This is a genomic window from Streptomyces sp. NPDC037083 (assembly GCF_055606485.1).
Genome location: NZ_JBVJSQ010000007.1, coordinates 296,060 through 322,241, shown reverse-complemented (window position 1 = coordinate 322,241; position 26,182 = coordinate 296,060). Strand labels below are relative to the sequence as shown.

Genomic DNA, 26,182 nt, shown 5'->3' with positions numbered 1-26,182 from the left:
AATCATCCTCCTGGTGGGGCCGGTTGTGTGGCTTCCAGGAGTCCGGCGAGTTCCACCAGGTCGGTGCCGGTGAGACGGGGCAGGGCGCAGCCGGAGAGGGTGCGGCAGCTGTCGCGCCATGCGTCGGGGATCGCGTCGCCGCCGCCCAGCGCGCCCGTCAGCGCGCCCGCCAGGGCCGGGGCCGAGTCCGCGACCCGGGACAGACAGGCCGCCGCGGGCACCGCCTCGCAGATGCGGCCGCCGGCTGCCGTGACCAGGGCGAGGGCCACCGGGACGGTCTCCGCCGCCGCGATGCCGTAGCTGTAGACGTGGTCGACGATCTGGTGTTCCAGCAGGGGGATCAGCGCGAAGGCGCTGTCGGCGTCGAGGGCCAGCTTCAGCGCGTGCCGGGCGTTGCGGCCGATCTCGGTGTGGTCGGGGAGTTCGGCGAGGGCCGCGGCGACACAGGCTTCGGCGTCCGCGCCGACCAGCGCCAGTGCGAGGGCCGCCGCCATCGCGCGCGCGCCGTGCACGCCGTCGCCGTCCTGGGTGTAGCGGGCGTCGAACTCGGCGAGTTCGGCGGCGAGTCGGGGGTCGCCGGGGTGGGCCACCGCGAGGACGCAGGCGCGTACGCAGGCCGCGTCGTCGAAGTAGTGGGGGTTGTCGTGACCGGTCGCCGGGGGGCGCAGGCCGGCGGCGAGGTTGCCGAGGCCGGCCCGGACGGAGATGCGGGCGCGCAGGGGGAGGACGGCGGACTCGATCTCGGGGGCGCGGTCGGCCGCGGCCGCCACCTCGCAGGCGAGCGCGTTCCAGGTGAGGTCGATCGCGGCGCGCGTCCGGCGTTCGCGGCTCAGGTCGCCGAGGGCGGCGTCGTCGCCGGCCCGCAGGACCGCCTCGGCCGCGAACGCCGCCCACTCGGCGTCGTCGGAGGGGCCGAGGCGCAGGGGTTCGGGGGGCTGGTTCAGGGCGATGGGCACGGGGAGGGTCGTCGTCGCGTTGTGTTCGGCGAAGGTGTCGAGCTCACGGGTCAGACGGCGGGTCCACTCGGGCATCCGGGCGGCGCGGTGGCGGGCGGCGGGCCAGCCGGCGGCGTCGCCCGCGGCGAGACCGAGCAGCAGGCCCTCGATCCGGGTTCCCTGCGGGACCCGGTCGGCGTCGGCGGCCCGGGCTGCGCCTTCCGCGGCGCCGTACCCGCGTTCCGTGCCGTCGTGCCCACCCGCACGGCCCGTGCTGCTTTCGTGGTCAGGCGCGGGCGGCCCCTGGGGGGCGCGGGGCTTCGCCGCGCCCGGCGCGCCGGCCGTCGGGGCCCCGCCGCACTCCGCCCCGGCCGCTTGCTCGTCCCACGGCGCGGGCGGTCTCATGAGCCCGCCTCCGCACCGTCGGTCGCCGCCAGGGTGAAGGCGGCCGGGTCCGGCGCCGTGAACCGGCCGAGGCCCATCAGGTGCGTCACCAGTTCCTCCAAGACCATTCCCTCGCCCCATTTCCCGCCCTCGCCCGGCACCAGCAACTCCGCGACGTCCAGGACGTGGTGGCCCGCCATCGAGGGCAGGCAGCTGCCCCGGGCCGGGCCGATCGCCGCCGCCCACTGCGCCGGGATCGCCGCGACGCCCCTGGTCGCGCCGGCCAGGGCGCCCGCCACCGCCGCCGTCGTGTCCGCGTCGCGGCCCATGTTCACCGCCGTGAGGACGGCCTCGCGGAAGTCGCCGTCGGCGGCCGCGTACGCCCCGAAGGCGAGGGCGACGGCCTCGGGGGCGAGGTCGGTCCAGGGGTAACCGCCGATGACGACGGCCGAGCGGACGGCCCGTTCGCCCCGGTGGGCCACCGCCACCGCCCGGCGCAGGGAACGGGCCGTCCAGGAGTCCTCGGGGACCACCGCCAGGGCCGACGCCACCACAGCGGTCGCCGGCGCTCCCGCCATCGCCGCCGCCACTCCCGCCGCCACCGCCTGGCCGCCGTAGATGCCCTCGCCGTCGTGGCTCACCGCGCCGTCGATCGCGACCAGCCGGGCCGCCTCCGCGGGGCGGCCGGCGGCGAAGACGCCGAAGGGCGCCGCGCGCATGGCCAGGCCGTCGCTCCAGGCGTGCCGGTGCTGCGCCGAGATCGGGGCCGCCAGGCCTCTGCGCAGGTTCTCCAGGGTGCCGCGTTCGCTGAAGCCGGCGCCGCGGAAGGGGCCCTCGTCGCGGTCGGCGATCCACTGGTGCCAGGCGGACTCCACGTGGGCCGCGGTGAGCGCGGAGCCGTGGCGGGCCAGCAGCAGGCCGGAGAAGATCGCGTACTCGGTGTCGTCGGTGCCGGCCGGTCTGTCGGCGACGTAGCCCGTGATGCGGCCCCATCGGGCGCGGATCTCGGAGGGTTTCAGGTTCTCGGCGGGGGCGCCCAGGGCGTCTCCCACGGCCAGGCCGAGCAGAGCGCCGCGGGCTCGTTCACGGATCGTCGCCATAGGCGGCCTCTCCTCCGGGGGATCCGCACGGGCGCGGAACCGTCAGCGGATGTGTCCCACCATCGGCGGTTGACCTCAGCCCGATGTCCGCTCATGTCACCCGGTCGACATCTGGGCGCACTGTTTCTCGAATGAGCGCTCGAAGGTAAAGCTGCAGGTTAGCGGAGCCTTTCCTTGGTGGCGGCGCGGAATGCCCCGGCGTATTTTGGTGTTGTCAGAACTTAGAACTTGTCCAAAGTTAGCTTTGCCTCAGCTATCTTTTCCTGTCCCTGGGGGATCTTCATGGCCATCATCGACACCGAGGCGCCGCTGCACGAGGCGCACCGCGACAACCACACCCACCGCGACGTCAACGGCGGCTGGCTGCGGCCCGCCGTGTTCGGCGCGATGGACGGCCTGGTCTCCAACCTCGCCCTGATGACGGGTGTCGCCGGCGGGTCGGTCGGTCAGCAGGTCATCGTCATCACCGGCCTCGCCGGGCTGGCCGCCGGCGCCTTCTCCATGGCCGCCGGCGAGTACACCTCCGTCGCGTCGCAGCGCGAGCTCGTCGAGGCCGAGCTGGACGTCGAGCGGCGGGAGCTCAGAAAGCACCCGCAGGACGAGGAGGCCGAGCTCGCCGCGCTGTACGAGTCGCGGGGCGTCGAGCCCGCGCTGGCCCGGCAGGTCGCGCAGCAGCTCTCGCGCGACCCGGAGCAGGCGCTGGAGATCCACGCCCGCGAGGAGCTCGGCATCGATCCCTCGGACCTGCCCTCGCCGCTGGTCGCCGCGGTGTCCAGCTTCGGGGCCTTCGCGCTGGGCGCGCTGCTGCCCGTGCTGCCGTATCTGCTGGGCGCGGTCTCGCTGTGGCCGGCCGTGCTGGTCGCGCTGCTCGGACTGTTCGGCTGCGGCGCCGTGGTGGCCCGGGTGACCGCCCGGACCTGGTGGTTCAGCGGGCTGCGGCAACTCGCCCTGGGCGGTGCCGCCGCCGGTGTGACGTACGCCCTGGGCAGCTTGTTCGGAACGGCCGTAGGATAGATCGGATGCTACTTATGCGTTGGGCCGCATAAGTAGTCGTTACTGACTGGTTTCGGCTGCTTAACCAGCGGGCATGAGCCGTAAGCGCTGTGGGCAATGACGCCTGCGGCGCACTTGCGGGGTGGGTGAAGCCGCTCCCCCCGCCTTCCGGGCCGACGGACGCCGATCTGATCGATCTCGTCCCGTCCGGCCCCCACATACTTCCAGCCACATCTGCGGTACCCCGCCGACAGCCTGTGGCGTCCGCATGTTGGAACGGAGTATCCGGTTCCCGAGAACCGCTCCATCATGTAACCTGCACGAAATTTTGCACTCCACGCAGAGGGCCAACGTCGTCCCTTCGCCAGCAGATATGCCACTTGAGACGACGACGGGAGAGCCGATGCGTACGCCGCGCCAGCCGTCCCAGCATTCCGCGAATGGCCAGAACTGGTCTTTCATGGATGCTCGCCCTGCTGCGCAGGGTATGTACGACCCCCGCAACGAGCACGACGCCTGCGGCGTCGGCTTCGTGGCCACCCTCACCGGCGAGGCGAGCCACGCGCTGGTCGAGCAGGCGCTCACCGTTCTGCGCAACCTCGAACACCGTGGCGCCACCGGCTCCGAGCCGGACTCCGGCGACGGCGCGGGCATCCTGACCCAGGTTCCGGACGCCTTCTTCCGCGAGGTGGCCGGATTCGAGCTGCCCGAGGCCGGCCACTACGCCGTGGGCATCGCCTTCCTCCCCGAGGACGGCATGGCGGACACCGTCTCGCAGATCGAGACGATCGCCGGCGAAGAGGGCCTCACCGTCCTCGGCTGGCGCGAGGTTCCGGTCGCCCCGGAGCTGCTGGGCGCCACCGCCCGCTCGACCATGCCCGCCTTCCGCCAGGTCTTCGTCACCGACGGCCGGTCGCAGGGCATCGACCTCGACCGCAGGGCGTTCGTGCTGCGCAAGCGCGCCGAGCGCGAGGCCGGCGTGTACTTCCCGTCGCTGTCCGCGCGGACGATCGTCTACAAGGGCATGCTGACCACCGGCCAGCTCGAGCCCTTCTTCCCGGACCTGTCCGACCGCCGCTTCGCCTCGGCCGTGTCGCTCGTCCACTCGCGCTTCTCCACGAACACCTTCCCGTCGTGGCCGCTCGCGCACCCGTACCGCTTCGTCGCGCACAACGGTGAGATCAACACCGTCAAGGGCAACCGCAACTGGATGCGCGCCCGCGAGTCCCAGCTCGTCTCGGACCTGTTCGGCCAGGACGAGAAGGCCCTCGAGCGGATCTTCCCGGTGTGCACGCCGGACGCCTCCGACTCGGCGTCCTTCGACGAGGTGCTCGAGCTGCTCCACCTCGGTGGCCGCTCGCTGCCGCACTCCGTGCTGATGATGATCCCGGAGGCGTGGGAGAACCACGACTCCATGGACCCGGCCCGGCGCGCCTTCTACCAGTTCCACGCCACGATGATGGAGCCCTGGGACGGCCCGGCCTGCGTCACCTTCACCGACGGCGTCCAGGTCGGCGCCGTGCTCGACCGCAACGGTCTGCGCCCCGGCCGCTACTGGGTCACCGACGACGGCCTCGTCGTCCTCGGCTCCGAGGTCGGCGTCCTCGACATCGACCCCGCCAAGGTCGTCCGCAAGGGCCGCCTGCAGCCCGGCCGCATGTTCCTCGTCGACACCGCAGAGCACCGCATCATCGAGGACGACGAGATCAAGGCGCAGCTCGCCGCCGAGAACCCCTACGCCGAGTGGCTGGAAGCCGGCGAGATCGAGCTGATCGACCTCCCCGAGCGCGAGCACATCGTGCACACCCACGCCTCGGTCACCCGCCGGCAGCAGACCTTCGGCTACACCGAGGAAGAGCTGCGCATCATCCTCGCCCCGATGGCCAAGACCGCCGGCGAGCCCCTCGGCTCCATGGGCACCGACTCGCCGATCGCCGCGCTCTCCTCGCGCCCGCGGCTGCTCTTCGACTACTTCACGCAGCTGTTCGCGCAGGTCACCAACCCGCCGCTGGACGCCATCCGCGAGGAGCTCGTCACCTCGCTGCGCTCCTCCCTCGGCCCCGAGGGCAACCTGCTGGAGCCCACGGCCGCGTCCTGCCGTACGGTCACCCTGCCGTTCCCCGTGATCGACAACGACGAGCTGGCCAAGCTCATCCACATCAACGCCGACGGCGACATGCCCGGCTTCAAGGCCGCGACGCTCTCCGGTCTGTACCGGGTGCACGGCGGCGGCGACGCGCTGGCCGCGCGGATCGATGAGATCTGCGCCGAGGCCGACGCCGCCATCGACAACGGCGCCCGGCTCATCGTCCTGTCGGACCGCCACTCGGACGCCGAGCACGCCCCCATCCCGTCGCTGCTGCTCACCGCGGCCGTCCACCACCACCTCATCCGCACCAAGCAGCGCACCCAGGTGGGCCTGCTGGTCGAGGCCGGCGACGTCCGCGAGGTCCACCACGTCGCCCTGCTCATCGGGTTCGGCGCCGCCGCCGTCAACCCGTACCTGGCGATGGAGTCGGTCGAGGACCTGCTGCGCGCGGGCACCTTCCTCGACGGCATGGAGCCCGAGCAGGCGATCCGCAACCTGATCTACGCGCTCGGCAAGGGCGTCCTGAAGGTCATGTCCAAGATGGGCATCTCGACCGTCGCCTCCTACCGCGGCGCCCAGGTCTTCGAGGCCGTCGGCCTCGACGACGCCTTCGTCGAGAAGTACTTCAACGGCACCGCCACCAAGATCGGCGGCGTCGGCATCGACGTCATCGCCAAGGAGGTCGCCGCCCGCCACGCCAAGGCCTACCCCTCCTCCGGCATCGCGCCGGCGCACCGCGCCCTGGAGATAGGCGGCGAGTACCAGTGGCGCCGCGAGGGCGAGCCGCACCTGTTCGACCCGGAGACGGTCTTCCGCCTCCAGCACTCCACGCGCACGGCCCGCTACGACATCTTCAAGAAGTACACGGACCGCGTGAACGAGCAGTCCGAGCGCCTCATGACGCTGCGCGGACTGTTCGGCTTCAAGTCGGGCCGTCAGCCGATCTCCGTCGACGAGGTCGAGCCCGTCTCCGAGATCGTCAAGCGCTTCTCCACCGGCGCCATGTCGTACGGCTCCATCTCCCAGGAGGCGCACGAGACCCTCGCCATCGCCATGAACCAGCTGGGCGGCAAGTCCAACACCGGTGAGGGCGGCGAGGACCCGGAGCGCCTGTACGACCCGGCGCGCCGCTCCAGCATCAAGCAGGTCGCCTCCGGCCGCTTCGGCGTGACCTCGGAGTACCTGGTCAACGCGGACGACATCCAGATCAAGATGGCCCAGGGCGCCAAGCCCGGCGAGGGCGGCCAGCTGCCCGGCCACAAGGTCTACCCGTGGGTGGCCAAGACCCGGCACTCGACCCCGGGCGTCGGTCTGATCTCCCCGCCTCCGCACCACGACATCTACTCCATCGAGGACCTGGCGCAGCTCATCCACGACCTGAAGAACGCGAACCCGCAGGCGCGGATTCACGTGAAGCTGGTCTCGGAGGTCGGCGTCGGCACGGTCGCCGCGGGTGTGTCCAAGGCACACGCGGACGTCGTCCTGATCTCCGGCCACGACGGCGGTACCGGCGCCTCGCCGCTCACCTCGCTCAAGCACGCGGGCGGCCCCTGGGAGCTCGGTCTCGCCGAGACCCAGCAGACCCTGCTGCTCAACGGGCTGCGCGACCGGATCGTGGTCCAGACCGACGGCCAGCTCAAGACCGGCCGCGACGTGATCATCGCCGCGCTGCTGGGCGCCGAGGAGTTCGGTTTCGCGACCGCGCCGCTCGTCGTCTCCGGCTGCGTCATGATGCGCGTCTGCCACCTCGACACCTGCCCCGTCGGCATCGCCACCCAGAACCCGGTGCTGCGCGACCGCTTCGCCGGCAAGGCCGAGTACGTCGTGAACTTCTTCAAGTTCATCGCCGAAGAGGTCCGCGAGCTGCTGGCCGAGCTGGGCTTCCGCTCGATCGAGGAGGCCGTCGGCCACGCCGAGGTCCTCGACGTCGAGCGCGCCGTCGACCACTGGAAGGCGCAGGGCCTGAACCTGGCCCCGCTGTTCCACGTCCCCGCGCTGCCCGAGGGCGCCGCCCTGCACCAGGTCATCGAGCAGGACCACGGCCTGGAGAAGGCGCTCGACAACGAGCTGATCAAGCTCGCCGCCGACGCGCTGGCCGCGGACTCCGCGACCGACGCCCAGCCGGTGCGCGCCCAGGTCGCGATCCGCAACATCAACCGCACGGTCGGCACCATGCTCGGCCACGAGGTGACGAAGAAGTTCGGTGGCGCCGGCCTGCCCGAGGACACCATCGACATCACCTTCACCGGCTCCGCCGGCCAGTCCTTCGGCGCCTTCCTCCCGCGCGGTGTCACGCTGCGCCTGGAGGGCGACGCCAACGACTACGTCGGCAAGGGCCTCTCCGGCGGCCGGGTGATCGTCCGTCCCGACCGGGGCGCCGACCACCTCGCCGAGTTCTCGACGATCGCGGGCAACACCATCGCCTACGGCGCGACCGGCGGCGAGCTGTTCCTGCGCGGCCGCACCGGCGAGCGGTTCTGCGTCCGCAACTCCGGCGCGACGGTCGTCTCCGAGGGCGTGGGCGACCACGGCTGCGAGTACATGACCGGCGGCCACGCGGTGATCCTCGGCGAGACGGGCCGCAACTTCGCGGCCGGCATGTCCGGCGGCATCGCCTACGTGATCGACCTGAACCGCGACAACGTCAACGCCGGCAACCTCGCCGCCGTCGAGGAACTGGACGACAGCGACAAGCAGTGGCTGCACGACGTGGTGCGCCGGCACGCCGAGGAGACCGCCTCGACGGTCGCCGAGAAGCTGCTCGCCGACTGGGACGTGGCCGTGGAGCGCTTCAGCAAGATCATCCCCAGCACGTACAAGGCAGTGCTCGCCGCCAAGGACGCCGCCGAGCAGGCGGGACTCTCCGAGTCCGAGATCACCGAGAAGATGATGGAGGCGGCGACCAATGGCTGACCCGAAGGGCTTTCTGAACCACGGCCGCGAGGTCGCCAAGTCCCGTCCCGTCGACGTGCGTCTGAAGGACTGGAACGAGGTCTACGTCCCCGGTTCGCTGCTGCCGATCATCGGCAAGCAGGCCAGCCGGTGCATGGACTGCGGCATCCCGTTCTGCCACAACGGCTGTCCGCTGGGGAACCTGATCCCCGAGTGGAACGACTACGCCTACCGTGAGGACTGGTCGGCGGCGTCCGAGCGGCTGCACGCCACGAACAACTTCCCGGAGTTCACCGGGCGGCTGTGCCCTGCTCCCTGCGAGTCGGCGTGCGTGCTCGGCATCAACCAGCCGCCGGTCACCATCAAGAACGTCGAGGTCTCGATCATCGACAAGGCGTGGGAGACCGGGGACGTCGCCCCGCAGATCCCGGAGCGCCTGTCCGGCAAGACGGTCGCCGTCATCGGCTCCGGCCCGGCCGGTCTGGCCGCCGCCCAGCAGCTCACCCGGGCCGGCCACACCGTCGCCGTCTACGAGCGCGCGGACCGCATCGGAGGCCTCCTGCGGTACGGCATCCCCGAGTTCAAGATGGAGAAGCGGCACATCAACCGCCGCATCGAGCAGATGCGCGCGGAGGGCACCCGCTTCCGCACCGGCATCGAGATCGGCCGCGACCTCAAGGCGACCGACCTGAAGAAGCGCTACGACGCCGTCGTCATCGCCGCCGGCGCCACGACCGCACGCGATCTGCCGGTCCCCGGCCGTGAGCTCAAGGGCGTGTACCAGGCGATGGAGTACCTGCCGCTCGCCAACAAGGTCCAGGAGGGCGACTTCGTGGCGCCCCCCATCTCGGCCGAGGGCAAGCACGTCGTGGTCATCGGCGGCGGCGACACCGGTGCGGACTGCGTGGGCACCGCCCACCGGCAGGGCGCGGCCTCGGTCACCCAGCTGGAGATCATGCCCCGCCCGGGCGAGGAGCGGAACGCGGTCTCCCAGCCGTGGCCGACCTTCCCGATGCTCTACAAGGTCACCAGCGCGCACGAGGAGGGCGGCGAGCGGGTCTACTCCGTCTCCACCACCCACTTCGAGGGCGACGAGGACGGCAACGTCCAGTGGCTGCACCTCACCGAGGTCGAGTTCGTCGACGGCAAGCTGACCCCGAAGCCGGGCACGGAGCGCAAGATCCCCGCCCAGCTGGTGACGCTGGCGATGGGCTTCACCGGCACGGACCGTGAGAACGGTCTCGTCGAGCAGTTCGGCCTGGAGCTCGACGAGCGCGGCAACGTCGCCCGCGACGCCGACTTCCGGACCAACGTGCCGGGCGTGTACGTCGCCGGTGACGCGGGCCGCGGCCAGTCGCTCATCGTGTGGGCGATCGCGGAGGGCCGCTCGGCCGCCCGCGGCGTCGACCGGTTCCTGACCGGCGCGAGCGAACTGCCCGCCCCGATCCGCCCGACGGACCGCTCGCTGATGGTCTGACGCCCCTTCACCAGGGCACTTGGAACGTCCCGTACAAAGGCGTGCGGAACACAACGCGGCGCCTGCCATGTCCCCGACCGGACCGGCAGGCGCCGCGGCATGTCCGGCGCACGCGGCGAACGAGGCGCCGTCGCACGTCCCGGCTCGCCCGCTACTGCACCCCGAACGTCTCCCCGTACACCTGCCAGCGCAGCGGCGGGTTCAGTTGGAGGTTGCCCTCGCGCAGGAAACGGCGTTGCGTGGTGTCGACGCGCGAGGTGTCGATCCCGGGGTGCCGGGTCAGCATGGCGCGGCGGCGCGCGTCGAGGAAGGCGTCGAGGTAGGCGGTCTCGCCGCCGCCCCGGGCGGGGGTGCGCGCCGCGCTCATCGCCCGTGCCCGGATGCCGTCGAAGCTGGTCGGGCCCGAGCCGGGGCCGTGGAAGACCAGGGCGTCGTAGTAGATGAACTGGCCCAGCGCGCCCAGGCCGTCGGCCCGGCCCCGACGGACCGCCGGGTCGAAGTAGACGCGGTCGCGCTCGGCGTCCTGCGCGGCCCGGAAGGCGGAGACCCGGGACTCCCTGCGCCAGGCGGCCGGGAAGCCGGGGTCGAGCCCGGCGTGCGAGTCGGTGCCGTCGACGCGGCGCAGGGCGGGCAGGTAGCGGGCGAGGGCGTTGCCCGGGTGGTCGCGCGTGTAGCCCTCGACGAGGGTGAGCAGATCGTGGGTGCCGGTGCAGAAGCCGATCAGGCCCGCCGTGTAGCCCTGGCCGTCGCCGATGTCCTCGACATAGCCGTACGCGGTGCGCCAGTCGAGGGTTCCGTTCTCCGCGCTGGCCACGATCTGCTGGGCCAGTTCCTTCTGCGCCGGGGCGGCGAGACCGGGCGGGGGCGCTTGTGCGTCGGTCGTCGGCTGGGCCGGTCGTGCGAACTGTGCGGGATGGAGCAGGTACACCGTCGACGCCACTGCGGCGCAGACCAGGGCGGCGGCACGTTTCATGCCGCACACCCTAAAACGGGAATGTCTTGTTCCTTGTCATTTCATCCTCATTGGACGGCGAACGGCCCCCGATGGGGCGGCGAACGAACAAGGTGGCGAGTTCCGGCGCGTGTGGGAGGCTGTCCGCCATGGTCGCGATCAGTCTCACCAAGGTCCAGCAGACCGCGCCCGCGCTGGTCGATCTGTACAAGAGCGCCGGGGTGTCCCTCGTCAAGCACGGACTGGACGGGCAGCGGGCCGCCGTCTATCTCGTCGTCGACTACTCGGGTTCGATGAAGCCGTACTACCAGGACGGCAGCGTGCAGGCGCTCGCCGACCGGGTGTTGGGGCTGTCCGCGCACCTCGACGACGACGGCCGGGTGCCGGTCGTCTTCTTCTCGACCGACGTCGACGCCGTCACCGACATCGCCCTCGCCGACCACCGGGGGCGGGTGGACCGCATCGTGGCCGGACTCGGACACATGGGCAAGACCAGCTACCACCTGGCCATGGACGCCGTCATCGACCACTACCTCGACAGCGGCTCCCAGGACCCCGCGCTGGTGGTGTTCCAGACCGACGGCGGCCCGATCAACAAGCTCGCCGCGGAACGCTATCTCTGCAAGGCGTCCAGGCTGCCGCTGTTCTGGCAGTTCATCGGCTTCGGCGACCGCGGCAGCAGGCAGTTCGACTTTCTGCGCAAGCTCGACGAACTGCCCGTGCCGGACAAGCGGGCGGTCGACAACGCAGGCTTCTTCCACGCCGGTCCGGATCCGCGGAAGGTGTCGGACGCCGAGCTCTACGACCGGATCGTGAGCGAGTTCCCCCGGTGGCTGACGGCCGCACGGGCGCGGGGAATCGTACGGCCGTAGCCGAGCGGGTCCGCGCTGCCGCACGCACCGTTGGCTCGACGGGCCCCTCGTGCCACTCTGGGATCGGTCCAACGGGGAGGCGGGGGCACATGGGCGACGGCGTGCGATCGGTGAACGAGGCGGCGGCCGGGGGGAGTTCGGGACCGAGGAGCGAGCTCGGCAGGGGGGAGAGGGTCGCCGACTGGGCCGACGGACGGCTCGGGCTGTACACGCTGGCCAGGGCCAACCTGCGCAAGGTGTTCCCGGACCACTGGTCGTTCATGCTGGGCGAGGTCTGCCTGTACAGCTTCCTCGTCCTGCTCCTCACCGGCGTGTACCTCACCCTGTTCTTCGAGCCGAGCAGCGCGGAGGTCGTCTACGACGGCGCCTACGTCCCGCTCAACGGCATCACCATGACGAAGGCGTACGCCTCGACGCTCGACATCAGCTTCGACGTGCGCGGCGGGCTGCTGATCCGGCAGATCCACCACTGGGCCGCGCTGGTCTTCGTCACCGGCATGCTCGTGCACATGATGCGGGTGTTCTTCACCGGCGCGTTCCGCAAGCCGCGCGAGGTCAACTGGCTTTTCGGCTGGACCCTGTTGTTCCTCGGCATCATCACCGGCCTGACCGGCTACTCGCTCCCCGACGACCTGCTCTCCGGGACCGGGGTGCGGTTCGCCGACGGCGCGATCCTGTCCATCCCGATCGTCGGGACGTACCTGTCGTTCTTCCTGTTCGGCGGGGAGTTCCCGGGGCACGACATCATCTCGCGGTTCTTCCCGATCCATGTGCTGCTGCTGCCCGGGATCATGCTCGGGCTCGTCGTCGCCCATCTCATCCTGGTGTTCTTCCACAAGCACACCCAGTACCCGGGGCCCGGACGCGACCAGAAGAGCGTGGTCGGCATGCCGTTCATGCCGGTCTACATGGCGAAGGCGGGCGGCTTCTTCTTCCTGGTCTTCGGCGTGCTGGCGGTGATGGGCGGGATCGCGAGCGTCAACCCGGTGTGGGCGTTCGGCCCCTACCGCCCGGACCTGGTCACGACCGGCGCCCAGCCGGACTGGTACCTCGGCTTCTCCGAGGGGCTGATCCGGGTGATGCCGGGCTGGGAGATCAACGCCTGGGGCCACACCCTGGAGCTGGGCGTGCTGATCCCGTTCTCGCTCTTCCCGCTGATCCTGCTGGCCATCGGCGTCTATCCGTTCGTCGAGGCGTGGATCACCGGCGACCGGCGCGAGCACCACATCCTGGACCGACCGCGCAACGCGCCCGTGCGCACCGGCCTCGGCGCGGCCTGGCTGACGCTGTACGCGGTGCTGCTGATCGGCGGCGGCAACGACATCGTGGCCACGCATCTGCATCTGTCCATCAACGCGATCACCTGGTTCGTGCGGATCTCCGTGTTCGTCGCCCCGGTCGTCGCCTTCACGGTGACCAAGCGGATCTGCCTGGGGCTGCAGCGCCAGGACCGGGACAAGGTGCTGCACGGCCGGGAGACGGGCACCATCAGGCGCCTGCCGCACGGCGAGTACGTGGAGGTCCATGAACCGCTGGACCGGGCACGGCTGTTCACCCTCACCCAGCACGAGCAGGACCCGCCGTACGCGATCGGGCCGCTCGTCGACCACAACGGAGTGCGCCGGCCGGTCACCGTCTCGCAGCGGGTGCGGGCGAGGCTGGCGCGGGCCATGTTCGGCGCCGGCAGTCACGTCCCGAAGCCGACAGCGGAGGAGTACCGCCGCGAACTGGGCGGCGGGCACGGGCACTGACGCCGGGGGCGCGGGCAGTGCCCCGCGGCGGGACCCGCCCGGCCCGTCACTCCTTGGGCGGCCAGTTGCGCAGCAGGGCGTCGAGGGCGTCCAGGATCCGGGTCCAGGTCTCCTGGGTGTCGGGGGCGCTGTGGCTGAAGCCGCCGCCCAGCTCCAGGCTGACGTAGCCGTGGAAGACGCTGCCCAGCAGGCGGACGGCGTGCGTCTGGTCCGGTTCCGTGAGGTCGTAGCCGCGCAGGATCGCGCGCGTCATGCGGGCATGACGGCCGCCGGCGCTCGCCGCGGCCGCCTCCGGGTCGAGTCTCAGCTGGGCTGCGGCGTAGCGGCCGGGGTGCTCGCGCGCGTAGTCGCGGTAGACGTCGGCCAGCGCGGTCAGGGCGTCCTTGCCAGCCCGCCCGGCGAGCGCGAGGTCGCCCCGGTCGGCGAGCTCGGCCAGGGCGAGCAGGGCGATCCGGGTCCGCAGGTCGTCGGAGTTCCTCACATGCGAGTACAGGCTCGCGACCTTGACGTCGAAGCGCCTGGCCAGCGCCGAGACGGTCACCTGGTCAAAGCCCACCTCGTCGGCCATTTCCGCGCCCGCCCGGACCAGGCGCTCCGTGCTCAGCCCCACACGCCCCATGGTCGTCTCCCGCCCGATGTCTCTTCCCCGACTGGGCGAGCCCGCCCCGCCGCAGGCCATTATGCGTCACGCGCTAGGCCTTGACCGTGACCGCTTAAGCGTTTGCCTAAAGGTTGTAGGCAAATTAGCCTGCACCATATGAAGCCGCTGACCGAGCAAGAGATCCGCGCCGCGTTCGTGAACTGCACCAAGGGCGAGGCGAAGCGCCTGTCCGTGCCGCGCGACCTGGCCGACCGCCCCTGGGGCGACCTGGACTACCTCGGCTGGCGGGACCCCCAGGCCCCCGACCGCGCCTACCTCGCCCTGGAGCTCGACGGCCGGCTGCAGGCCCTCGCACTGCGCTCCTCCGCCTCCGGCTCCTGGCAGGCCCGGCGCAGTATGTGCACGATGTGCCTGACCACCCACTCCGGCGGCGTCTCGCTGATGGTCGCGCCCAAGGCGGGCAGGGCCGGCCAGCAGGGCAACTCCGTGGGCGCCTACATCTGCAGCGACCTCGCCTGCTCGCTGTACGTGCGGGGCAAGCGGGACGTGGGCGTCGGGGCCCGGCTGCACGAGACGATCACGCTGGAGGAGAAGATCGAGCGGACCGTCGCCCACCTCGCCGCGTTCATCGCCAAGGTCACCGGCTGAGGCCCTGCGTGCGGGCGCGCAGCACCTGCGCCCGGCAGTCGTCCGGTGTGCCCCACGCCGTGCGCAGGGCGCGGGCCTTGGTGAGCCACAGGGACAGGTCGTACTCCGCCGTGTAGCCGAGCGCGCCGTGCAGTTGGAGCGCGGTGCGCGCGCTCGCGTACGCCGCCTCGCAGGCGCTCGCCTTCGCCGCGGCGACGTCCGCCGGAGTCATCGTCACAGCGGCCCCCAGGACCAGGGGGCGGGCGAACTCCAGGGCGATCTTCGCGTCCGCCAAACGGTGCTTGACCGCCTGGAACGAGCCGACGGGGACGCCGAACTGGACCCGCCGGCCGACGTGGGCCACGGTGCGGTCCAGCAGCGCCAGGCCGACGCCGAGGGCCTGGGCGGCGGTGGCGAGACGGGCCCACAGCAGCGCGCGGTCCGCGGCCGGGGCCGGGGTGAGGAGTTCGCCGCCGGGCAGCAGCCGGGTGAGGCGGCGCGCGGGGTCGAGGGAGGCCCGGACCGGGCCGTGACCGGGGGCGAGCCGCAGGCCGTCGCCGTCCAGGGCCAGACGCAGCGTCGCCGCGTCGCCGTCCAGGGCGTAGGAGCCCTCGCGGGCCACCGTCGCCATCGACTCGCCCGAGGCCAGCCCGGCGAGGAACCGTTCGGCCGGACCCGGGTCGAGCAGCAGGGCCGCCGCGGCGACCGTCTCCACCAGCGGGCCCGGCACCGCGTGCCGCCCCAGCTCCACGAAGGCCACGGCCAGGTCGACCGGCCGCGGCCCCAGCCCCTCGTACTTCTCGGGCACCGCCAGGGCGAAGACGCCCGCCTCGGCGATCCGGGACCACAGCGCCCGGCCGCGCGCCCGGTCGCCGCGGCTCCAGTCGCGGACCGCCTGCGCGGTGCCGGCCGCGCCCAGCATGGCGTCCAACGACCGGGCGAACGCCCGCTGTTCGGCGTCGAGCAGGAATCGCAGCTGCGCCTGCGGCGAGGTCATGGGCGGCGTCCCCTCGGCAGGCCGAGCAGGCGCTCGGCGACGATGTCGCGCTGGATCTCGTTCGTGCCCGCGTAGATCGGCCCGGCGAGGGAGAAGACGTAGCGCTCCGCCCAGTCCGTGTCGCCCAGTTCGCCGTCCTCGCCGAGCAGATCCAGTGCCGTCTCGTGCAGGGCGATGTCGTACTCGGACCAGAACACCTTGTTCAGGCTCGACTCCGGGCCGGACCGCTCCCCGGCCAGGAAACGCGCGGCGGCCGCGTAGGTGAACAGCTGGTACGCGCGGGCGCCGATCAGCGCGTCGGCGACCCGGCCCGCGGCGCTCGGCGGGCTGCCCTGGGCCTGCCACAGGGCGTGCAGCCGGTCGGCCGACGCAAGGAAGCGGCCGGGGGAGCGCAGGGTGAGCCCGCGTTCGCCGGCCGCCGCCGACATCGCGATCCGCCAGCCCTCGCCCGGCCGGCCGATCACGTCCTCGTCCGGCACGAACACCCCGTCCAGGGACAGCTCCGCGAACGCCGGCTTCCCGTCGAGACGGCCGATGGGGCGGACGGTGACGCCGGGGGCCCGCAGGTCGAACATGACGTAGCTGAGCCCCTGGTGCGGCGCCGGAGCGTCGGCGTCGGTGCGGAACAGGCCGAAGGCGCGGTCGGCGAAGGCCGCGCGGGAGGACCACGTCTTCAGGCCGGTCAACCGCCAGCCGCCCGGGACGCGGACCGCCCTCGCGCGCAGCGCCGCCAGGTCCGAGCCGGCCTCGGGCTCCGACCAGGCCTGCGCCCAGACGACCTCCCCGGCGGCCATGGCCGGCAGCACGCGGTCCCGCTGCTCCTGGGTGCCGTGGTCGAACAGGGTGGGTGCGAGGAGGCTGACGCCGTTCTGGCCGACGCGGCCCGGAGCGCCCGCCGCGTAGTACTCCTCCTCGAAGATCAGCCAGCGCAGCAGCCCGCAGTCCCGCCCGCCGTAGCGCGTCGGCCAGTTCACCGCCGACCAGCGGTCGGCCGCCAGTTCCGCCTCCCACGCGCGGTGCGCGGCGAAGCCCTCGGCGGTCTCCAGAGAGGGCAGCGGCTCGGGCGGCACGTGCGCGTGAAGCCAGGCCCGGGCCTCGGCGCGGAACGCCTCGTCGGCGGGGGAGTGTGCGAGATCCACGGCCACCCTCATTCCCGAACGGCCCCGGGCACGCCCCGGAGGTCCCCGGACGTCCCCGGAGGCCCGCGGACGTCCCCGCAGGTCCCGGGAGGTCCCCGAAGGTCCCCGGGCGTTCTTCCCTGGTCGTTCTTCCCTAACAAGTGTTTGGTAGGTTAGCGTGCTGTCATGACGAACGTCGAGGGTCCGCCGTACGTTCCCGGGCACGCGCTGCTCGACGGGCGCCACGCGGTGATCACCGCGGCGGCCGGCGCGGGCATCGGCGGAGCGACCGCCCGCCGCTTCCTGGAGGAGGGCGCGCGCGTACTGATCAGCGACGCCCACCCGCGCCGACTGAAGGCCTACGAGGCCGAACTGGCCGAGGAGTTCGGCGCCGCAGCGGTGTCGGCGATGCCCTGCGACGTCACCGACGAACGTCAGGTGCGAGCCCTGTTCGACGCGGCCGCCGAGACGCACGGCCGACTGGACGTCGTCGTCAACAACGCGGGACTGGGTGGGACTTCACAGCTCGCGGACATGACCGACGAGCAGTGGACGCGGGTCCTGGACGTCACCCTGAACGGGACCTTCAGATGCACCCGCGCCGCCCTGCGGCTGATGCGCGCGACCGGCGCGGGCGTCATCGTCAACAACGCCTCCGTCGTCGGCTGGCGCGCCCAGGCCGGACAGGCGCACTACGCCGCCGCGAAAGCGGGCGTGATGGCGCTGACGCGCTGCGCGGCGATCGAGGCCGCCGCGTACGGGGTGCGGGTCAACGCCGTCTCACCGAGCCTGGCCATGCACCCCCACCTGGCGAAGGTGACCACGCCCGAACTGCTGGCGGAACTCACCGCACGCGAGGCCTTCGGACGGTACGCGCAGCCCTGGGAGGTGGCCAACGTGATCGTCTTCCTCGCGTCGGGCTACTCCTCTTACATGACGGGCGAGGTCGTCGCCGTCAGCAGCCAGCACGCCTGACGACCGGAGCAGCCCACAATGGACCCGTGCCGACCAAGAAGAAGCCCCAGGTGACCGCCGCGCCCGCGCGCCGCGGCGAACTGCTCAACACCGCCGCCGAGGTCTTCGCCGAGCAGGGCTACAACGCCACCACCGTGCGCAAGATCGCCGACCACGCCGGCATGCTCGCGGGCAGCCTCTACTACCACTTCGACTCCAAGGAGTCGATGCTCGAAGAGATCCTGCGCACCTTCCTCGACGAGCTGTGGGACGGCTACGACACCGTCCTCGCCGCCAAAACGGGCCCCCGGGAGACGCTCGAAGCGCTGGTCACCGAGTCGTTCCGGGAGATCGACCGGCACCGCGCCGCCGTCGCGATCTACCAGAAGGAGAGCAGACAGCTCGTGGCGCAGGAACGGTTCGCGTTCCTCGCCGAGTCGCAGCGCAGGTTCGAGAAGGCGTGGCTGTCCACGCTGGAACGCGGCGTCGCGGAACGGGTCTTCCGCGCCGACCTCGACGTCCGCCTCACCTACCGGTTCGTCCGCGACACCGTGTGGGTCGCCGCCTCCTGGTACCGGCCCGGCGGACAGCACAGCCCGGAGGAGATCGCCCGCCAGTACCTGTCGATGGTGCTGGACGGGATCGCCGTACGTGAGTAGCCCGCACCCGAACAGTCCCAGCAAGTGCCCCTTTGTGTGAGGGAGTTGCCATGGCCGAGGCCTACATCGTCGAAGCGGTCCGTACGCCCGTTGGGCGGCGCGGAGGGGGTCTGTCCGGGGTGCACCCGGCCGATCTCGGGGCGCATGTGCTCAAGGAGCTCGTCTCGCGCTCGGGCGTCGACCCGGCCGCCGTCGAGGACGTCGTCTTCGGCTGCCTGGACACCGTCGGACCCCAGGCCGGTGACATCGCGCGGACCTGCTGGCTGGCGGCCGGACTGCCCGAGGAGGTGCCGGGCGTGACCGTGGACCGCCAGTGCGGCTCCTCGCAGCAGGCCGTGCACTTCGCCGCCCAGGGCGTGCTGTCCGGCACGCAGGACCTGGTGGTCGCGGGCGGCGTGCAGAACATGTCGCAGATCCCGATCGCCTACGCCACCCGCCAGGCCGCCGCACCGCTCGGCTTCACCCAGGGCCCCTTCGCGGGCAGCGAGGGCTGGCGCGCGCGGTACGGGGACCGGCCCGTCAACCAGTTCGCGGGCGCCGAGGTGATCGCCGCCAAATGGGGCATCACCCGGCAGGACCAGGAGGAGTTCGCGCTGCGCTCGCACCGGCGGGCCGTCCGCGCCCTCGACGAGGGCCGCTTCACGCGCGAGACCGTCGCCTACGGGGACGTCACCGCCGACGAGGGGCCGCGCCGGGACACCTCCCTGGAGAAGATGGCCGCGCTCAGGCCCGTCATCGACGGCGGCACCGTCACCGCCGCCTGCTCCTCGCAGGTCTCCGACGGCGCGGCCGCCCTGCTGCTGGCCTCCGAGGACGCCGTCCGCGAACACGGGCTGCGGCCCCGCGCCCGCGTGCACCACCTCTCCGTCCGCGGCGAGGACCCCATCCGCATGCTGACCGCCCCGATCCCGGCCACCGCGCACGCCCTGAAGAAGACCGGGCTCACCATCGACGACCTCGACCTCGTCGAGATCAACGAGGCCTTCGCGCCCGTCGTCCTGGCCTGGCTGAAGGAGACCGGCGCGGACCCCCGGAAGGTCAACGTCAACGGCGGCGCGATCGCCCTCGGACACCCCCTCGGCGCGACCGGCGCGAAGCTGATGACGACCCTCCTGCACGAACTCGAACGCACCGGCGGCCGCTACGGCCTGCAGACCATGTGCGAGGGCGGCGGGCAGGCGAACGTGACGATCATCGAGCGGCTCTGAGCACGTTCAGGGACGCCAGCACCCGCTCCGCCTCCTCCATGAGGCGCTCCACCAGCTCCGCGCACGACGGCAGGTCGTCGATCACTCCGGCGACCTGCCCGGAGGCCATCACGCCCACATCCGTGCGGCCCTCCACCATCGCCGACCTCAGCAGCATCGGCGTGTTCGCGGCGAGCAGCACCTGACTGAACGAGAGGTCCTTGCCGTGCCGCAGCGCCAGACCGTCGCGGACCATCTCCCGCCAGGTGAGACCGGACAGCCTGCGGAAGCCGGCCGCGTGCCGCACCGCCCGGAGCAGGGCCCTGGCGCGGCCGGCGTCCCCCAGGGCGTCGACCAGCTCCGTACGCAGCATGCGGTGCGGCAGACCGTCCACCGCGCGGGTGACGACGACGTCGCGCACCGTCGCCGCCAGGTACCGCGCCTTCACCGCGTCCGGGACCGGCGAGTCCGAGGTGAGCAGGAACCGCGTGCCCATCGCCACGCCCGCCGCCCCGTACGCCAGCGCCGCCACCAGCCCCCGGCCGTCGAAGAAGCCGCCCGCCGCCACGACCGGGATGTCCACGGCGTCCACCACCTGCGGCAGCAGAACCGTCGTCGCCACGTCGCCGGTGTGGCCGCCGCCCTCGCCGCCCTGCACGATCACCGCGTCCGCACCCCACGCGGCGACCTTCTCGGCGTGCCGGCGGGCCCCGATCGAGGGAACGACGACGACGCCGGCCGCCTTGAGCTCGGCGATCAGCCCGGGGGACGGCGCGAGCGCGAAGGACGCGACCCGCACCCCCTCGTCGAGGATGATCCGCACCCGCTCGCCGGCGTCCGCCGCATCGGCCCGCAGGTTGACCCCGAACGGCGCGTCCGTCCGGGACCTCACCTCCCGCACCGCCGCCCGCAGCTGGTCGAGGGTCATCGTCGCGGAGGCCAGCACGCCCAGCGCCCCCGCGTTCGCCGCCGCCGACACCAGGCGGGGGCCCGCCACCCATCCCATCCCGGTCTGCACGATCGGGTGGCGCACCCCGACCAGCCGGGTGAAGGCCGTCTCCATCAGCCGGCGACCTCCCGCGCCCGGGCGCCGTCCGGGTCGATCACCTCGCGGATCAACCGCAGCTCCACGGCCGTCGGCTCACGGGTGTACGGCACATCGGGCGGGATCACCAGGTCGAAGCCGGTCGCCTCGCGGACCTGCCCGACGCTCACCCCGGGATGCAGCGACGCCAGCCGCATCGACCGGTCGGGTGTGGCGAAGTCGAACACGCCGAGGTCGGAGACGACCCGTGGGATGCGGTGGTGGCGCGCGCCGCCCGCACGGTCGTACCCCACCCCGCACACCATGTCGACCTTCTCGACGAACACCCGCCGCGAATGCCGGGACACCCAGTAACTCGTCGGGTTGTTGAGGGTGTTGACCGGCGCGCCCCGCACCCCGAGCAGCTGCCGCACGGGCTTCGCCCAGTCGCCGATGCAGGAGATGTTCTGGTTGCCGTACCGGTCGATCTGGCTCGCGCCCATCATCACGTGCCGCCTGCCCCCGGTCACCAGGGCCAGGTGCTGCCGGTAGGGCAGCCAGCCCTCGACCGTGCCGTCGAGGCCGACGAGCAGCGCCTCGCCGTCGGTCAGCAGCAGCTCCGGCGCGAAGGTGCGCCGGGCGAGCCGCGCGCCCACGGAGGGGATCACGCCCATCGGGCTCGCCAGGATCTCGCCCGCCCCGCGCCACGCCTCGGCGCAGGCGACGACGCAGTACTCGGCCCGCGTCACCCCGCTCATGTCTCCTCCTCGACGGCCGCCCGGTACGCCTGTTCGTCCCCGGCGAGGAACCGCGCGGCGAACTGCGCCCAGGGCGTGGTCGCGTACCGCTTCTGAAACGCCTCGTCCCGGCCGTAGTCGGGGGCGCACGACGTGAAGTGCGCCCCGTTCGGAGCCTCCACGACACCCGTCACCGTGTGCCGTTTGACCAGCAGGGACTGCGGCGGCGCCGCCTTCGTCAGCTCGGCGGTGTCGACGATGCGTTCACAACTGACGTACGCCGCGTCCGCCGCCTCGCAGAAGAGGTCGTCGAAGTACGGGTCCGGGCCCAGGTACTGCCCGTTGCCCAGCCGGTCGGCCCGGTTGACGTGCACCAGGGCTGCGTCCAGCCGCAGGGCCGGCATGGCCACGAACGTCTCCCGGTCCTCGTACGGCGAGGTCACCGTGCGCAGCCGCGGGTTGACCCGCATCACGTCCGAACCGAGGCCCGCCCGCACGGGCAGGAAGGGCAGCCGGTTCGCGGCCGCGCGCAACCCCCACATGAACATCGCCTCGTCGACCTCCGTCAGTTCGAAGGCGCCATGTTCGCGGGCCGCCCGGTAGTGCGGTTCGAGGGGGATCGAGTCGAGGGTGACGAAGGCCGTGACCAGTCTGCGGATCCGCCCGGCCGCCGCGAGCATGCCGACGTCCGGGCCGCCGTACGAGACGACCGTCAGATCGGTGACCGGCGACCGCAGCAGCGCCCGCACCAGGGCCATCGGCTTGCGGCGCGAGCCCCAGCCCCCGATGCCGAGGGTCATGCCGCTCTCCAGCCGGGAGACCGCCTCGTCGGCGCTCATCGTCTTGTCACTCACCCGTGCCCCCCTGGCCGGCGTCCCTGCCGAAGGTGTCGCGGACCCGGTCGGCGACCCCGCCGACGCTCGCCTCGTAGGTGAAGCCCTGCTCGAAGCGGTAGCTGCGGCGCACGTCGACCGGGTCGATGCCGTTGAGAGCCGCCTTCGCCAGCCGCAGCAGCTCGCCGTCCTTCGCGGCGATCTCACCGGCCAGCTCCAGCGCCGCCGCCCGGAGCCCGTCCGGGGGGACCACCCGCCACACCGACCCGTGTCCGTGCAGCTCGGCCGCCGTGACCGTGCGCGAGGTGTAGTACAGGGCGCGCAGCAGATGCTGGGGGACCAGCCGGGCCAGATGCGTGGCGGCGCCCAGCGCGCCCCGGTCCAGCTCGGGCAGCCCGAACACGGCGTCCTCGCTCGCCACGATCACGTCCGCGTTGCCCACCAGGCCGATGCCGCCGCCCAGACAGAACCCCCGCACCGCGGCCACCACCGGGACCTCGCACTCGTACACCGCCGCGAAGGCCTCGAAGCAGCCGCGGTTGGCGCCGATGAGGGCGCCGCGGCCCTGCGCCTGGATCTCCTTGATGTCCACGCCCGCGTTGAACCCCCGCCCCTCGGCGGTCAGCACCACACAGCGGGTCGCCGGATCGCGGCCGGCCGCCCGCACGGCTTCGGCCAGCGCGAACCAGCCGCTCACCGGCAGCGCGTTCACCGGCGGGAAGTCGACGGCGACGAGCGAAATCCCCTTTTCCGGGGACGAGGTGGAGACACCCATGGAAGCATCAGCTACCTTTCCACCAAACGTTTGTTAGGTGGAAGGTAGCAGCGAATGGAGCTGGACGGGAAGGTCGCCGTCGTCACCGGAGGCACCCGGGGCGTGGGCGCCGGCATCGCACGCTCCCTCGAGCGCGCGGGCGCCGACGTCGTCGTCTGCGCCCGACGCCCCCCCGAAGTCCCCCTGCCCAAAGCCCGGTTCGTCCCCCTGGACGTGCGCGACCCCGACGCCGTGCACGCCTTCTTCGCCGAACTGCCCCGGCTCGACGTCCTCGTCAACAACGCGGGCGGCGCCCCCCACCGCCCGCTCGCGCACGCCGACGCCCGACGCCACGCGCGCGTGATCGAACTCAACCTCCTCGCACCCCTGACCGTGTCCCTCGCCGCCCACGACCACCTCATGCGCACCGAGGGCTCGATCCTCATGATCGGCAGCGTCAGCGGCAGCCGCCCCTCGCCCGGCACCGCGGCGTACGGGGCGGCCAAGGCGGGTCTGGAGAGCCTCGCACGGTCCATGGCCGTCGAGTGGGCCCCCCAGGTGCGGGTGAACACCCTGGTCGTCGGCATGGTCCGCACCGAACTGACCCACCTCCACTACGGCGGCGAGGACGGCGTGCGGGCCGTCGCCCGCACCGTCCCGCTCGGCCGGCTCGCCACCCCCGCCGACGTGGGCGAGGCCGCCGTCTTCCTCTCCTCCGACGCGGCCCGCTACATCAGCGGGGCGAGCCTGCTCCTCCACGGAGGCGGGGAACGGCCCGCCTTCCTCGACGCCGCGACCGCCAACAAGGGAGACATGACATGAGCGCACTGTGCGAGGGGCGGGTCGTCGTCGTCACCGGAGCCGGCCGCGGCCTCGGACGCGCGCACGCCCTCGCCTTCGCGGCGGAGGGCGCCCGGGTCGTCGTCAACGACCTCGACGTCGGCCTGGACGGAGCACCCGCCACATCCGGCGCGCCCGCTACATCCGGCGCGCCCAACCCCGCCGTCCCGGCCGGGCCCGGCAGTCCGGCCGCCCGCGTGGTGGCCGAGATCCGCGCCGCCGGCGGCGAAGCCCTCGCACACGGCGGCGACATCGCCACACCCGAGGGCGCGGCGTCCCTCGTGGCGACTGCCCTGGACGCCTACGGCCGGCTCGACACCCTCGTCAACAACGCCGGCTTCCTGCGCGACCGCATGCTCGTCAACCTCGACGAGGGCGACTGGGACGCCGTCCTGCGCGTCCACCTCAAAGGCCACTTCCTCACCCTGAAACACGCCGCCGCGCACTGGCGCGCCGAAGCCAAGGCGGGCCGCACGCCCGACGCCCGGATCGTCAGCACCGGCAGCGGCGCCGGACTCCTCGGCTCCGTCGGACAGGGCAACTACAGCGCCGCGAAGGCCGGGATCGTCGCCCTCACCCTCGTCGCCGCCGCCGAACTCGCCCGCTACGGCGTCCAGGCCAACGTCATCGCCCCCGCCGCCCGCACCCGCATGACCGAACGGACCTTCGCCGAGACCATGGCCGCCCCCGCCACCGGCTTCGACGCCATGGCCCCCGAGAACGTCTCCCCCCTCGTCGTCTGGCTCGGCTCCGCCGCCAGCCACGGCGTCACCGGACGCGTCTTCGAGGCCGAAGGCGGCCGCATCACCGTCATGGAAGGCTGGCGGCCGGGCCCCAGCCTCGACAAAGGGGCACGGTGGAGCGCCGACGAAGCCGGGGAAGCCGTACGGAAACTCCTCGCCCAGAGCACGCAGCCGGGCGCCGTGTACGGGACGTAGCAGCCATCCCCGTACGGGACGTAGCAGCCCCGGACACCGCCCAAACGCCTACGTGTCGCACTCCAGCACCGTCCGGCACAAGCCGCACCGCGCCCGCACCCGGCCCCGCACCGGCACCCGGATCCGCTGATGACACGTGGGACACGGAAACGTCACCCGCAACGGCCCCGCCGGATCCGGAGCGAACGCGTACGGCACGTCCCCCGCGTGCGCGGCCACCGCCGACCCATGGCCCTGGGCATGACGACGGTCACGGGCGTACCGCCGCCGCCCCGCCCAGCCCGCCGCCGTCAGCGGCGGCTGCCGCTCGTCATGACGAGCCCGCTCCAAGCCCCGCTCGTACGCCGTGTACGCCTGCGCGCTGGTGAACCACACCGACGGATCCTCACCGAACACCAGCGACCGCTTCGCCAGCACGTACCCGAACTCCTCCGGCGTGAGATACCCCAGCTTCTGCGACGACGCCGCGTCCTCCCGGTAGGCGTCCAGCAGCAGCCAGCCCGCCCCCAGGTACGTCGTCGCCGTGTCCGTCAGGATCTCGTTGTCCCGCGTCCCCGGGAACGACAGATCCACCCGGTGCAGATACACATGCATGATCTCGTGCGCCAGAGCCGCGCCGATGTCCCGCCGATGCCCGCGGAAACGGTCGTTCAGCTCCACGAAGTACTCCGGCCCCGCCGCCAGCTCCACGTTCGCCGCGTGCTGCATCTCCCGGAACGCCACGATCATCCGGGCGTCCGGCAGCCGGAAATGCCGCACCAGTTCACGCGCCACCCGCTGCGTCCCCAGATGCAGATCATCGGTGTCGCAGAACGCCACGTCGGCCGGCGGGACACTGGCCGCGAACTGGTGGACGGTGTCGTACGACAACCGCCGGTACAACGCCGTGACGGCCGCCCGCACCGTCTCCAGATGCGGAAAACCGTGCTGGACCGGTCCGCCGTCGGCCACGCCCGCACCCCCAAGACGCCGTAGACCCCATTCCACTGTACGGGCAGCTCGAACGCCCCCGCAGGCATGCCCTAGGGTGATCGCCCATGACCACCAGCAACACCCCCGGACCCGGCGTCGCCGAGGTCGACCCCGCCGTCCGCGAGGAGCTCGCCCGGCTGCGCGACAGCATCGACAACATCGACGCCGCCGTCGTCCACATGCTCGCCGAACGCTTCAAGGCCACCCAGCAGGTCGGCCACCTCAAGGCCCGCCACCAACTGCCCGCCGCCGACCCCGCCCGCGAGGCCCGCCAGATCGACCGCCTGCGCACCCTCGCCGAGAACGCCAAGCTCGACCCCGCCTTCGCCGAGAAGTTCCTCAACTTCATCATCGCCGAGGTCATCCGCCACCACGAGCGCATCGCCGAGGACACCGCACCCCCCACAAGGCGCTGACGACAGGTCCGGCGCTCCGGCGCGAGAAGGGACATAGGGCGCGTACCGATCCGCCCCTGTGCCCGACCGGCGCCATCAGG

General features: G+C 72.3%; 23 protein-coding genes. 12 read left to right on the top strand and 11 right to left on the bottom strand.

What is annotated here, in order from left to right; all coding sequences use genetic code 11:
* Nucleotides 1-2: 2 nt before the first annotated feature.
* Together ACZ7DE_RS21165 and ACZ7DE_RS21160 are read right to left on the bottom strand one after the other, a co-directional pair.
* Entirely contained in the window at nucleotides 3-1,340 is a 1,338-nt protein-coding gene (locus tag ACZ7DE_RS21165) for an ADP-ribosylglycohydrolase family protein (protein WP_470763387.1), read from the bottom strand.
* The gene (locus ACZ7DE_RS21160) at nucleotides 1,337-2,419 is read right to left on the bottom strand and encodes an ADP-ribosylglycohydrolase family protein (protein ID WP_470763386.1); all 1,083 of its coding nucleotides are present in this window, start codon (nucleotides 2,417-2,419) and stop codon (nucleotides 1,337-1,339) included. Before ACZ7DE_RS21160 ends, ACZ7DE_RS21165 begins: the two co-directional genes overlap by 4 nt.
* Nucleotides 2,420-2,701: 282 nt before the next feature.
* On the opposite strand from ACZ7DE_RS21160, the gene ACZ7DE_RS21155 reads away from it, so the two are divergent.
* The 3 genes from ACZ7DE_RS21155 (at nucleotide 2,702) to ACZ7DE_RS21145 (ending at nucleotide 9,870) form a co-directional block, all read left to right on the top strand.
* Entirely contained in the window at nucleotides 2,702-3,433 is a 732-nt protein-coding gene (locus ACZ7DE_RS21155; protein WP_470763384.1) for a VIT1/CCC1 transporter family protein, read from the top strand.
* Between the two features lie 382 nt (nucleotides 3,434-3,815).
* On the top strand, nucleotides 3,816-8,414 hold the full coding sequence (gene gltB, locus ACZ7DE_RS21150; protein WP_470763382.1) for a glutamate synthase large subunit: 4,599 nt from the start codon (nucleotides 3,816-3,818) through the stop codon (nucleotides 8,412-8,414).
* Nucleotides 8,407-9,870 carry a glutamate synthase subunit beta gene (locus ACZ7DE_RS21145; protein WP_470763380.1) on the top strand — a complete coding sequence of 488 codons (1,464 nt, stop codon included), beginning with the start codon at nucleotides 8,407-8,409 and terminating at the stop codon, nucleotides 9,868-9,870. The genes gltB and ACZ7DE_RS21145 overlap by 8 nt, the downstream gene beginning before the upstream one ends.
* Nucleotides 9,871-10,021: 151 nt before the next feature.
* Here the strand turns inward: ACZ7DE_RS21145 and ACZ7DE_RS21140 are convergent, their stop codons facing one another.
* The gene (locus ACZ7DE_RS21140) at nucleotides 10,022-10,843 is read right to left on the bottom strand and encodes a chitosanase (protein WP_470763379.1); all 822 of its coding nucleotides are present in this window, start codon (nucleotides 10,841-10,843) and stop codon (nucleotides 10,022-10,024) included.
* Between the two features lie 128 nt (nucleotides 10,844-10,971).
* On the opposite strand from ACZ7DE_RS21140, the gene ACZ7DE_RS21135 reads away from it, so the two are divergent.
* Together ACZ7DE_RS21135 and qcrB are read left to right on the top strand one after the other, a co-directional pair.
* Nucleotides 10,972-11,694: a vWA domain-containing protein gene (locus ACZ7DE_RS21135; protein WP_470763377.1), complete on the top strand. Its 723-nt coding sequence runs from the start codon at nucleotides 10,972-10,974 to the stop codon at nucleotides 11,692-11,694.
* An 89-nt stretch (nucleotides 11,695-11,783) separates the two neighbouring features.
* Nucleotides 11,784-13,445 (top strand): cytochrome bc1 complex cytochrome b subunit, encoded by a 1,662-nt coding sequence (gene qcrB, locus ACZ7DE_RS21130; protein ID WP_470763365.1) that lies wholly within the window; start codon nucleotides 11,784-11,786, stop codon nucleotides 13,443-13,445.
* A 46-nt stretch (nucleotides 13,446-13,491) separates the two neighbouring features.
* On the opposite strand, the gene ACZ7DE_RS21125 is transcribed toward qcrB, so the two are convergent.
* Entirely contained in the window at nucleotides 13,492-14,064 is a 573-nt protein-coding gene (locus ACZ7DE_RS21125) for a TetR/AcrR family transcriptional regulator (protein WP_470763363.1), read from the bottom strand.
* Between the two features lie 138 nt (nucleotides 14,065-14,202).
* On the opposite strand from ACZ7DE_RS21125, the gene ACZ7DE_RS21120 reads away from it, so the two are divergent.
* Complete coding sequence (locus ACZ7DE_RS21120; protein ID WP_470763361.1) at nucleotides 14,203-14,694, top strand: FBP domain-containing protein; 492 nt, start codon at nucleotides 14,203-14,205, stop codon at nucleotides 14,692-14,694.
* Here the strand turns inward: ACZ7DE_RS21120 and ACZ7DE_RS21115 are convergent.
* Nucleotides 14,684-15,649 (bottom strand): acyl-CoA dehydrogenase family protein, encoded by a 966-nt coding sequence (locus ACZ7DE_RS21115; RefSeq protein WP_470763627.1) that lies wholly within the window; start codon nucleotides 15,647-15,649, stop codon nucleotides 14,684-14,686. The genes ACZ7DE_RS21120 and ACZ7DE_RS21115 overlap by 11 nt on opposite strands.
* Before the next feature lie 17 nt (nucleotides 15,650-15,666).
* Nucleotides 15,667-16,809, bottom strand: coding sequence for an acyl-CoA dehydrogenase family protein (locus ACZ7DE_RS21110; protein ID WP_470763359.1), 1,143 nt, complete (start codon nucleotides 16,807-16,809; stop codon nucleotides 15,667-15,669).
* A gap of 165 nt (nucleotides 16,810-16,974) precedes the next feature.
* On the opposite strand from ACZ7DE_RS21110, the gene ACZ7DE_RS21105 reads away from it, so the two are divergent.
* Genes ACZ7DE_RS21105 through ACZ7DE_RS21095 form a run of 3 tightly spaced genes read left to right on the top strand, consistent with a single transcriptional unit; the run spans nucleotide 16,975 to nucleotide 19,609 of the window.
* Nucleotides 16,975-17,763, top strand: coding sequence for an SDR family oxidoreductase (locus tag ACZ7DE_RS21105; protein WP_470763357.1), 789 nt, complete (start codon nucleotides 16,975-16,977; stop codon nucleotides 17,761-17,763).
* Nucleotides 17,764-17,789: 26 nt separating this feature from the next.
* Nucleotides 17,790-18,401 (top strand): TetR/AcrR family transcriptional regulator, encoded by a 612-nt coding sequence (locus ACZ7DE_RS21100; protein ID WP_470763355.1) that lies wholly within the window; start codon nucleotides 17,790-17,792, stop codon nucleotides 18,399-18,401.
* A gap of 50 nt (nucleotides 18,402-18,451) precedes the next feature.
* Nucleotides 18,452-19,609, top strand: coding sequence for an acetyl-CoA C-acetyltransferase (locus tag ACZ7DE_RS21095; RefSeq protein WP_470763353.1), 1,158 nt, complete (start codon nucleotides 18,452-18,454; stop codon nucleotides 19,607-19,609).
* Here ACZ7DE_RS21095 and ACZ7DE_RS21090 read toward each other — a convergent pair.
* From ACZ7DE_RS21090 to ACZ7DE_RS21075, 4 genes are read right to left on the bottom strand one after another with little or no spacing between them, the layout of a single operon-like run.
* Nucleotides 19,593-20,651: an NAD(P)H-dependent flavin oxidoreductase gene (locus ACZ7DE_RS21090; RefSeq protein WP_470763352.1), complete on the bottom strand. Its 1,059-nt coding sequence runs from the start codon at nucleotides 20,649-20,651 to the stop codon at nucleotides 19,593-19,595. The two genes, ACZ7DE_RS21095 and ACZ7DE_RS21090, sit on opposite strands and share 17 nt — an antisense overlap.
* Complete coding sequence (locus ACZ7DE_RS21085; protein WP_470763349.1) at nucleotides 20,651-21,370, bottom strand: CoA-transferase subunit beta; 720 nt, start codon at nucleotides 21,368-21,370, stop codon at nucleotides 20,651-20,653. The genes ACZ7DE_RS21090 and ACZ7DE_RS21085 overlap by 1 nt, the downstream gene beginning before the upstream one ends.
* Complete coding sequence (locus ACZ7DE_RS21080; RefSeq protein ID WP_470763347.1) at nucleotides 21,367-22,203, bottom strand: CoA transferase subunit A; 837 nt, start codon at nucleotides 22,201-22,203, stop codon at nucleotides 21,367-21,369. The genes ACZ7DE_RS21085 and ACZ7DE_RS21080 overlap by 4 nt, the downstream gene beginning before the upstream one ends.
* A complete protein-coding gene (locus tag ACZ7DE_RS21075; protein ID WP_470763345.1) occupies nucleotides 22,196-22,957 on the bottom strand; it encodes an enoyl-CoA hydratase family protein in 762 nt (253 codons plus the stop codon). The genes ACZ7DE_RS21080 and ACZ7DE_RS21075 overlap by 8 nt, the downstream gene beginning before the upstream one ends.
* Nucleotides 22,958-23,011: 54 nt before the next feature.
* Between ACZ7DE_RS21075 and ACZ7DE_RS21070 the strand changes: the two genes are divergently transcribed.
* Both ACZ7DE_RS21070 and ACZ7DE_RS21065 read left to right on the top strand, forming a co-directional pair.
* Nucleotides 23,012-23,758, top strand: a complete 747-nt coding sequence (locus ACZ7DE_RS21070) for an SDR family oxidoreductase (protein WP_470763343.1) — start codon at nucleotides 23,012-23,014, stop codon at nucleotides 23,756-23,758.
* A complete protein-coding gene (locus ACZ7DE_RS21065) occupies nucleotides 23,755-24,714 on the top strand; it encodes an SDR family oxidoreductase (RefSeq protein WP_470763340.1) in 960 nt (319 codons plus the stop codon). The genes ACZ7DE_RS21070 and ACZ7DE_RS21065 overlap by 4 nt, the downstream gene beginning before the upstream one ends.
* Before the next feature lie 48 nt (nucleotides 24,715-24,762).
* Here ACZ7DE_RS21065 and ACZ7DE_RS21060 read toward each other — a convergent pair whose 3' ends face one another.
* A complete protein-coding gene (locus tag ACZ7DE_RS21060; protein ID WP_470763338.1) occupies nucleotides 24,763-25,665 on the bottom strand; it encodes a hypothetical protein in 903 nt (300 codons plus the stop codon).
* Nucleotides 25,666-25,751: 86 nt separating this feature from the next.
* Here ACZ7DE_RS21060 and ACZ7DE_RS21055 point away from each other — a divergent pair, with 86 nt between their 5' ends.
* On the top strand, nucleotides 25,752-26,102 hold the full coding sequence (locus ACZ7DE_RS21055) for a chorismate mutase (RefSeq protein ID WP_470763336.1): 351 nt from the start codon (nucleotides 25,752-25,754) through the stop codon (nucleotides 26,100-26,102).
* Nucleotides 26,103-26,182: the final 80 nt, after the last annotated feature.

Bases quoted from the DNA above. Each gene is read 5' to 3' on its own strand.
- gltB (WP_470763382.1), top strand. From the start codon at position 3,816: ATGCGTACGCCGCGCCAGCCGTCCCAGCATTCCGCGAATGGCCAGAAC.
- ACZ7DE_RS21105 (WP_470763357.1), top strand. From the start codon at position 16,975: ATGACGAACGTCGAGGGTCCGCCGTACGTTCCCGGGCACGCGCTGCTC.
- ACZ7DE_RS21155 (WP_470763384.1), top strand. From the start codon at position 2,702: ATGGCCATCATCGACACCGAGGCGCCGCTGCACGAGGCGCACCGCGAC.
- qcrB (WP_470763365.1), top strand. From the start codon at position 11,784: ATGGGCGACGGCGTGCGATCGGTGAACGAGGCGGCGGCCGGGGGGAGT.
- ACZ7DE_RS21140 (WP_470763379.1), bottom strand. From the start codon at position 10,843: ATGAAACGTGCCGCCGCCCTGGTCTGCGCCGCAGTGGCGTCGACGGTG.
- ACZ7DE_RS21165 (WP_470763387.1), bottom strand. From the start codon at position 1,340: ATGAGACCGCCCGCGCCGTGGGACGAGCAAGCGGCCGGGGCGGAGTGC.
- ACZ7DE_RS21075 (WP_470763345.1), bottom strand. From the start codon at position 22,957: ATGGGTGTCTCCACCTCGTCCCCGGAAAAGGGGATTTCGCTCGTCGCC.
- ACZ7DE_RS21120 (WP_470763361.1), top strand. From the start codon at position 14,203: ATGAAGCCGCTGACCGAGCAAGAGATCCGCGCCGCGTTCGTGAACTGC.
- ACZ7DE_RS21055 (WP_470763336.1), top strand. From the start codon at position 25,752: ATGACCACCAGCAACACCCCCGGACCCGGCGTCGCCGAGGTCGACCCC.
- ACZ7DE_RS21095 (WP_470763353.1), top strand. From the start codon at position 18,452: ATGGCCGAGGCCTACATCGTCGAAGCGGTCCGTACGCCCGTTGGGCGG.
- ACZ7DE_RS21135 (WP_470763377.1), top strand. From the start codon at position 10,972: ATGGTCGCGATCAGTCTCACCAAGGTCCAGCAGACCGCGCCCGCGCTG.
- ACZ7DE_RS21065 (WP_470763340.1), top strand. From the start codon at position 23,755: ATGAGCGCACTGTGCGAGGGGCGGGTCGTCGTCGTCACCGGAGCCGGC.
- ACZ7DE_RS21090 (WP_470763352.1), bottom strand. From the start codon at position 20,651: ATGGAGACGGCCTTCACCCGGCTGGTCGGGGTGCGCCACCCGATCGTG.
- ACZ7DE_RS21160 (WP_470763386.1), bottom strand. From the start codon at position 2,419: ATGGCGACGATCCGTGAACGAGCCCGCGGCGCTCTGCTCGGCCTGGCC.
- ACZ7DE_RS21085 (WP_470763349.1), bottom strand. From the start codon at position 21,370: ATGAGCGGGGTGACGCGGGCCGAGTACTGCGTCGTCGCCTGCGCCGAG.
- ACZ7DE_RS21070 (WP_470763343.1), top strand. From the start codon at position 23,012: ATGGAGCTGGACGGGAAGGTCGCCGTCGTCACCGGAGGCACCCGGGGC.
- ACZ7DE_RS21145 (WP_470763380.1), top strand. From the start codon at position 8,407: ATGGCTGACCCGAAGGGCTTTCTGAACCACGGCCGCGAGGTCGCCAAG.
- ACZ7DE_RS21125 (WP_470763363.1), bottom strand. From the start codon at position 14,064: ATGGGGCGTGTGGGGCTGAGCACGGAGCGCCTGGTCCGGGCGGGCGCG.